Raw genomic sequence first — 4,562 nt, forward strand, 5'->3', positions numbered from 1 at the left:
TGTATCACCACCGTCCCATCTGGGCCAATTTCGGTACGCCCGACAGGAATCCCCGCGTCACGGTATGCGGCCAAATAGCGCTTCAGTTCTGTCTGGGTCAAAACAGCTTTTCTGGCGGGCATGGCAGATGTCTCCGTTTGGGCTGGCTTCTTTTTTCTCTCTAGCTCAGTTTTCACTTCCGCTCTGACGGTGAAACAAACAACGTCTCTAAGCCTTTTAGATCTTTCAAGGATTGCCCTTCTCATCAGCGAGGCAAGTCTCGACCATGTTTTGGGATAGAAATTCCTGGACGGCTTGTTCGGGGACAAAAAACTGCCTCCCAATACGAACGTGGCGCAGCTTCTTTGACGAAAGGAGCCGCCGCACACGGCGCACGGAAAGGCCAAGACATTCCGCAACATCTTTGGTTTCCAACATGGCTTCACTCATGACTTCCCTTTCTTTGCGGCGATGTTATACATTTTGAGACACTTTTGACCTCCAAGGCACCTTAATGTCCAAATTTGGACATTAAGGTCAATATATGGACCTACATATTACCAATGTCTAGCGAAAACACGAGCATCGGCATGCGCCTGAAAGAAATCAGAGCGAAAACCGGACTAAACCAGCAAGATTTTGCTGAAACGATTGGCGCGTCGTATCGGTCCTATCGGGGTTACGAGAGCGGTGAACGTGAAGTGCCAACATCGATATTAATCAAACTGCACAATCTGATGAACGAAGAACCTTTGTGGATTCTCACAGGAAAGCAAACCCCGCTTGGGGACACTGAGTTAGACATCGTTGAAAACGCACTGCTCGCAGGTCTTGGCACGGTTCCAACTCCGTTAATCGAAAAAAGCCCCGAAAAAGCTGCGGCTTTCTTGAAATTGCTTGTGAAACTGAGCCTCAAGCAGGGCGAAGGTTTAACCCAAGTCGATGCTCAGGAAATTGCACAGCAAAGCCTAAAGGAGTGATCATGCCGACACGTTTTTTCAAGAAACAGTACGCAGATGGTGCTACAGTATTGGAGGTGGCGCAAACCATGCACAAACAGGCCAAGGATGCGTTTCTTTCGAGCGTTGTATTGATTACATGCGCGACCATTGCCGTCGTTTGGACTGCAGGCAGTCTAGAGAAACAACTTTTGAGCCTTGGAGCTCTCGCATTTGCCGTGCTTGCAGCCAACCAGTTGAGAAGGATCAAACTCGATTGCCAAGAGCTGATCTGCCGCCTTCCATCTCAAACAAAGTAGCGAGCACGGCGTAGTTGGTTTGCAGAACCGACGGAACACTAAAAGAAGTGTGTTACTTTAGCGGCAATGGTCAAAGAGCCAAACGCAGAAATTCCAGCATACCAACCGTTTATGTGGGATGCCGTGAATGGCAAAGCTGCCAGACCAGCCGTTCATGGGAGCTGCGGCTAATGGCCGCGAAGAGCCCATTGCAGAAGTGTCAAAATTTCGCTGCATGCGCGCGCAGCAGAGATTTTTCCGAAGCGGCGAAAGGTTTTATGCTGCCTGGCAGCGGAAACAGCAGCCGTTCATGCAACGCGCAGCAAATCTGAAACCATGAATTCGAAAATTGCGGAACAATCCCGCCTTTTTGCTTTTGCCTCTTTCGCTGACGCAGAAAACCTTGGTAAATTCGGCGCAGAGCGCGGTGTTCTTGCAAATTTCCCCAAAACCGCCGTTCATGAGCTGAACGTCCACAGGATTTCAAGCCCGCCTCTCGCTGCGATCATTTTCAGCCCGCAACCAGTTCAAAAATGCCTCCGCACCCTGAGACATCGGCCGATCCGTGAAAATGACAAAGTAGCCCGCGTTTTCAACTCTGATGTCGGACAATCTGACAAGTGTTCCGTCGTCGAACTCAGGCGCGACCAGATCATCCCAGAGGGCGATCCCCTGACCATCCACCACCGCCTGCACGCGGCTGTTGGAGTCCGGGATCGTCAGGCTGGATCGGCTGGGGGCGTAAGGTAGCCCTGCTGCTGCGTGCCAGGCCCTCCACCCCGCATCGCCGGAGCTGTCACCCAAAAGCGGAAGCTGCTTGACCGCTTCGGCCAATCCAAGTTGCGTTACCTGATCTGCGCCTGCGCGGTTGGCGGTTGGCACGGCAGGCAGAGATAAAAGAAGCTCGCATTTATGACCCTCCCAGCCGCCAATTCCCCAGAGGACGGCCATGTCCACGTGTACGCTCTTCAGCATGCTTACGGAATTGATCGGTTCGATCCGCAGGCTGATACCGGGATTGGCCTCGAAGAAGCGGGTAAGCCTTGGTGATAGCCAGCGTGAAGAGAAGTAGGTCAGTGCGCCAACGGTCACGGCACCTGAGACAGTGCCACGCAGGTCTTCGATTTCACGGTCGATCTGGCTCAGGGCCGTTTGGGACACATGCCACAATCTGCGCCCTTCTTCGGTCATTTCCAGTTTTGCGTGCGCGCGCTCGAACAGTCGAAACCCGAGCTCGGCTTCGAGCTTGTTGATTTGGTAACTGATCGAGCCTTTCGATTGATGCACCTCGTCCGCCGCCTTGGTCATCGACAGACTGCGGGCAACGGCATCAAAGGTCTTGAGGGAATCATAAGAACGAAAGCGCATTGTTATTGTCTAATTTTTTCGAACGACTTGTGCAAATCATTAGATTTGCGCCAAGCCCACATGACCGAATATCCCGAACTTAATGCGTGGCATCCATCTGTCCTTGTCGAAGATCACCCGCAGGCGTCTAACAACTCTAAACGGTGAATATCATGACAACTGACCTCACTAACTTCCGCTTCGTTGCTAAGGCGCTCCCCAATCAAGGGACGCGTCCGCGCGAGCTTGCCCGCACCATGCCTGCCCATCCGCTAAGCTACATGGAACTGCCCTATGATCCCGAATACACGCTCTACAACTCGCGCCTGACGCCGGAAAAACTCGACACCGCCACAGATGACGAGATGTATTGGGCCGTGCGCACCAACGTCATTTTCCGCCACACCGGAGAATTGCCGATCGAGATTAGCGGGCCGGACGCCGAAACCTTGCTGAACAAAGTGTTCACCCGCAGCGTCAGCAAGGTGAAGCCGGGGCGCTGTTCCTATCAGTTCGCCTGCTATCACGATGGCGGCATGATCACCGATGGGGTGCTGCTGCGGCTTGCGGAAGACAGGTTCTGGATGGCGCAGGCCGACGGCGACCTGTTCAGTTGGTACAAGGCACACGCCGAAGGGCTGGACGTGAAAATCCACGACCCGGATGTCTGGGTCAGCCAGATTCAGGGTCCTCGCTCGCTGGAACTGCTGGCAGCTGTGCTTGACGGACCGATGCCCGATCCTTTCCGCTACTTTGATTGCACCGAGGTTTCCATCGCAGGCCAGACCTGCTGGATCAGCCGCTCGGGCTTCACCAATGAACTGGGCTGGGAAGTCTACATGTTACCCGACACTGACATCCCCGCCATCGGTGACAAGATCATGGAGGTTGGCGCGGACTTCGGCATTCTGCTGACCGGAACGCCAGTGTTCAGGGCGCGGCGGATCGAGGCCGGGTTGCTCAATGCCGGGTCGGATTTCGGGGCGGACACCACGCCGTTCGACGCAGGGCTTGGCGGTTTTGTCGAATTTGACGACCGTGACTTTGTTGGCCACAAAGCGCTGGAGGTCGCCGATAAATCCTGCCGCACCTGGGGCATGCGAGTCACCGGCGGCGTGGCGCAACTTGGACACGTCATGACCATCGATGGCAAAGAGGTCGGTCGGGTCTGCTCCTCGGGCTATTCGCCCTATCAGGGCTGCGGTGTCTGCATCGTGCGCATGGACGACCCTGCGCGGGGTCCCGGCACAAAGGTGGAGGTGCTTTGCGCTGATGGGTCCACCCAGAGCGGTGAGCTCTGCACCCTGCCGATGTATGACGCAGACCGCCTGATACCACGCGGCAAGCTGGTGGACATCCCAACCAAACCCATTGCTGCAGAATGACTTGGCAACTAGGCTGCGTTCGCAAGGAACCCTGCGAGTGCAGCCGCGGCCACTGACGCGCGTTCAACATGAAGGAAATGTCCGCATTCATGGAAGATTTGAAGCTGAGCCTTTGGAATAGCTTGCGCCATGGCATTGATTTCAGCGGTTTTCACCAAGCGATCTTCCTGCGATGCAAGGATCAATGTCGGGACTTGAAGCGCTGCCAACTTTGCGCTCAGGTCCAGTTTTGAACATGCAGTGAAATCGTTCAGCAGAACGTTTCCTCCGGCAGACATCATCCTTTGCTGTGTGGTCTTCACGAAGTGTTCTGGCGTTGATTTGTGCCAGCAAGAGCGGGCGATGGCGGCGACGGTATCTTCGGTTTGGTTCTGCAACCCCTTCAGCAATTCGGGTGTGACTGGCATTCGCGCCGCCCCGGCGATCAGGCATAGTGAGGAAATCCGCTCGCTAGATTGCAGCACCGCTGACAAAACAACTCCGACACCCATTGAGTGCCCGACTAGGCAGACGTTTTCTAAACCAAGCGCTTCAATGAACCTGATCACAACTGCACCGTAGCTGTCGATATCACTCAGGCTTTGACCATCGGATCCACCGTGACCGGGTAGATC

7 protein-coding genes are annotated in these 4,562 nt (G+C 54.7%); 4 read left to right on the top strand and 3 right to left on the bottom strand.

Annotation, left to right across the window (positions count from 1 at the left end; all coding sequences use genetic code 11):
• Positions 1 to 225 precede the first annotated feature (225 nt).
• Positions 226 to 429, bottom strand: coding sequence for a helix-turn-helix domain-containing protein (locus tag ABJQ89_RS16120; protein WP_348497185.1), 204 nt, complete (start codon positions 427 to 429; stop codon positions 226 to 228).
• A gap of 113 nt (positions 430 to 542) precedes the next feature.
• Between ABJQ89_RS16120 and ABJQ89_RS16125 the strand changes: the two genes are divergently transcribed.
• The 3 genes from ABJQ89_RS16125 (at position 543) to ABJQ89_RS16135 (ending at position 1,556) form a co-directional block, all read left to right on the top strand.
• Positions 543 to 959, top strand: coding sequence for a helix-turn-helix transcriptional regulator (locus tag ABJQ89_RS16125; RefSeq protein ID WP_348431977.1), 417 nt, complete (start codon positions 543 to 545; stop codon positions 957 to 959).
• 2 nt (positions 960 to 961) lie between these two features.
• Positions 962 to 1,237: a hypothetical protein gene (locus ABJQ89_RS16130; protein ID WP_348377616.1), complete on the top strand. Its 276-nt coding sequence runs from the start codon at positions 962 to 964 to the stop codon at positions 1,235 to 1,237.
• A 127-nt stretch (positions 1,238 to 1,364) separates the two neighbouring features.
• A complete protein-coding gene (locus ABJQ89_RS16135; RefSeq protein ID WP_348377617.1) occupies positions 1,365 to 1,556 on the top strand; it encodes a hypothetical protein in 192 nt (63 codons plus the stop codon).
• 143 nt (positions 1,557 to 1,699) lie between these two features.
• Here ABJQ89_RS16135 and ABJQ89_RS16140 read toward each other — a convergent pair whose 3' ends face one another.
• On the bottom strand, positions 1,700 to 2,584 hold the full coding sequence (locus ABJQ89_RS16140) for a LysR substrate-binding domain-containing protein (protein ID WP_348497186.1): 885 nt from the start codon (positions 2,582 to 2,584) through the stop codon (positions 1,700 to 1,702).
• Between the two features lie 152 nt (positions 2,585 to 2,736).
• Here ABJQ89_RS16140 and ABJQ89_RS16145 point away from each other — a divergent pair, with 152 nt between their 5' ends.
• Positions 2,737 to 3,948 carry an aminomethyltransferase family protein gene (locus tag ABJQ89_RS16145; RefSeq protein ID WP_348451733.1) on the top strand — a complete coding sequence of 404 codons (1,212 nt, stop codon included), beginning with the start codon at positions 2,737 to 2,739 and terminating at the stop codon, positions 3,946 to 3,948.
• An 8-nt stretch (positions 3,949 to 3,956) separates the two neighbouring features.
• Here ABJQ89_RS16145 and ABJQ89_RS16150 read toward each other — a convergent pair.
• Positions 3,957 to 4,562 (bottom strand): alpha/beta hydrolase (locus ABJQ89_RS16150; protein WP_348497187.1); only part of this gene is annotated, 606 nt, incomplete at its 5' end.

This window comes from Planktotalea sp. (assembly GCF_039984035.1).
GTDB lineage: Bacteria > Pseudomonadota > Alphaproteobacteria > Rhodobacterales > Rhodobacteraceae > Planktotalea.